The organism is Nonomuraea sp. NPDC050404 (genome assembly GCF_040655495.1).
Taxonomy (GTDB): domain Bacteria; phylum Actinomycetota; class Actinomycetes; order Streptosporangiales; family Streptosporangiaceae; genus Nonomuraea.
Genome location: NZ_JBFAKB010000084.1, coordinates 1 through 2,284, shown reverse-complemented (window position 1 = coordinate 2,284; position 2,284 = coordinate 1). Strand labels below are relative to the sequence as shown.

Here is a 2,284-nt window from a genome sequence, read left to right as displayed (position 1 = left end):
CCAAGGAGTCGGCGCAGACCCTGCTGGAGAACCTGTATTTCAACCCCAAGCGTTACGACCTGGCCAAGGTCGGCCGCTACAAGATCAACAAGAAGTTCGGGTCGGAGACGGAGATCAACGTCACCACCCTGACCGAGGAGGACATTGTCTCCACGGTCGAGTACCTGGTGCGCCTGCACGCCGGTGAGGAGTCGGACGGCCTGCCGCTGGAGGTCGACGACATCGACCACTTCGGCAACCGCCGCATCCGCAACGTCGGCGAGCTGATCCAGAACCAGGTCCGCCTGGGTCTGGCCCGTATGGAGCGGGTCGTGCGTGAGCGGATGACCACGCAGGACGTCGAGGCGATCACGCCGCAGACCCTGATCAACATTCGCCCCGTGGTGGCGTCGATCAGGGAGTTCTTCGGCACCTCGCAGTTGTCGCAGTTCATGGACCACACCAACCCCCTGTCCGGGCTGACGCACAAGCGGCGTCTGAACGCGCTGGGCCCCGGTGGTCTGTCCCGTGAGCGGGCCGGCTTCGAGGTCCGTGACGTGCACCCGTCCCACTACGGCCGGATGTGCCCGATCGAGACCCCGGAAGGCCCGAACATCGGCCTGATCGGCTCGCTCGCCTCTTATGGCCGGCTGAACGCGTTCGGCTTCATCGAGACGCCGTACCGCAAGGTCGTCGATGGCAAGGTCACCGAACAGATCGACTATCTGACCGCCGACGAGGAGGACAGGTACGTCAAGGCGCAGGCCAACACCGTGCTCAACTCCGACGGCTCGTTCGCCGAGCCGCGCGTGCTGGTCCGCACCAAGGGTGGTGAGACCGAGCTCGCGCGGGCGGAGGAGGTCGACTACATCGACGTGTCGCCGCGCCAGATGGTGTCGGTGGCCACGGCGATGATCCCGTTCCTTGAGCACGACGACGCCAACCGGGCCCTGATGGGCGCGAACATGATGCGCCAGTCGGTGCCGCTGCTCAAGAGCGAGGCGCCGCTGGTCGGCACCGGCATGGAGTACCGTGCCGCGACCGACGCCGGTGACGTCATCAGCGCCGAGAAGGCCGGGGTGGTGGAGGAGGTCTCCGCCGACTACGTCACGGTGATGAACGACGACGGCACGCGGACGACGTACCGGGTGGCGAAGTTCAGGCGTTCCAACCAGGGCACGAGCTTCAACCAGAAGCCGATCGTGGCCGAGGGTGACCGGGTCGAGGTCAACCAGGTCATCGCCGACGGGCCGTGCACCGACAACGGTGAGATGGCGCTGGGCAAGAACCTGCTGGTCGCGTTCATGCCGTGGGAGGGTCACAACTACGAAGACGCGATCATCCTGTCGCAGCGGCTGGTGCAGGACGACGTGCTGTCCTCGATCCACATCGAGGAGCACGAGGTCGACGCCCGCGACACCAAGCTGGGGCCCGAGGAGATCACCCGGGACATCCCGAACGTGTCGGAAGAGGTGCTGGCCGATCTCGACGAGCGGGGCATCATCCGGATCGGTGCCGAGGTCGTCCCCGGCGACATCCTGGTCGGTAAGGTCACCCCGAAGGGTGAGACCGAGCTGACGCCGGAGGAGCGGCTGCTGCGCGCGATCTTCGGTGAGAAGGCCCGCGAGGTGCGCGACACCTCGCTGAAGGTGCCGCACGGTGAGCAGGGCAAGGTCATCGCGGTTCGGGTGTTCAGCCGTGAGGAGGGCGACGAGCTTCCCCCGGGTGTGAACGAGCTGGTCCGCGTGTACGTGGCCCAGAAGCGTAAGATCACCGACGGCGACAAGCTGGCCGGCCGGCACGGCAACAAGGGCGTCATCTCCAAGATCCTGCCGGTCGAGGACATGCCGTTCCTGGAGGACGGCACTCCGGTCGACATCATCCTCAACCCGCTGGGCGTGCCCGGCCGGATGAACGTCGGCCAGGTGCTGGAGACCCACCTGGGCTGGATCGCCGCCCGCGGCTGGGACATCTCCGGTATCCAGGAGGCGTGGGCAGAACGGCTGCGCGACAAGGGCTTCGAGAAGGTCGAGCCGTTCACCAACATGGCGACCCCGGTCTTCGACGGCGCCCATGAGCAGGAGATCGTCGGCCTGCTCGGCAACACGGTGCCCAACCGCGACGGTGACAAGCTGGTCCTGGGCAGCGGCAAGGCGCAACTGTTCGACGGCCGCTCCGGCGAGCCGTTCCCGTATCCGATCGCGGTCGGTTACATCTACATCCTGAAGCTGCTCCACCTGGTCGACGACAAGATCCACGCGCGTTCGACCGGCCCGTACTCCATGATCACCCAGCAGCCGCTCGG

General features: G+C 66.3%; 1 protein-coding gene. It reads left to right on the top strand.

What is annotated here, in order from left to right; all coding sequences use genetic code 11:
• The coding region (locus tag AB0I81_RS63910) for a DNA-directed RNA polymerase subunit beta (RefSeq protein ID WP_360680661.1) at window positions 1-2,284 on the top strand (2,284 nt) is incomplete at both ends.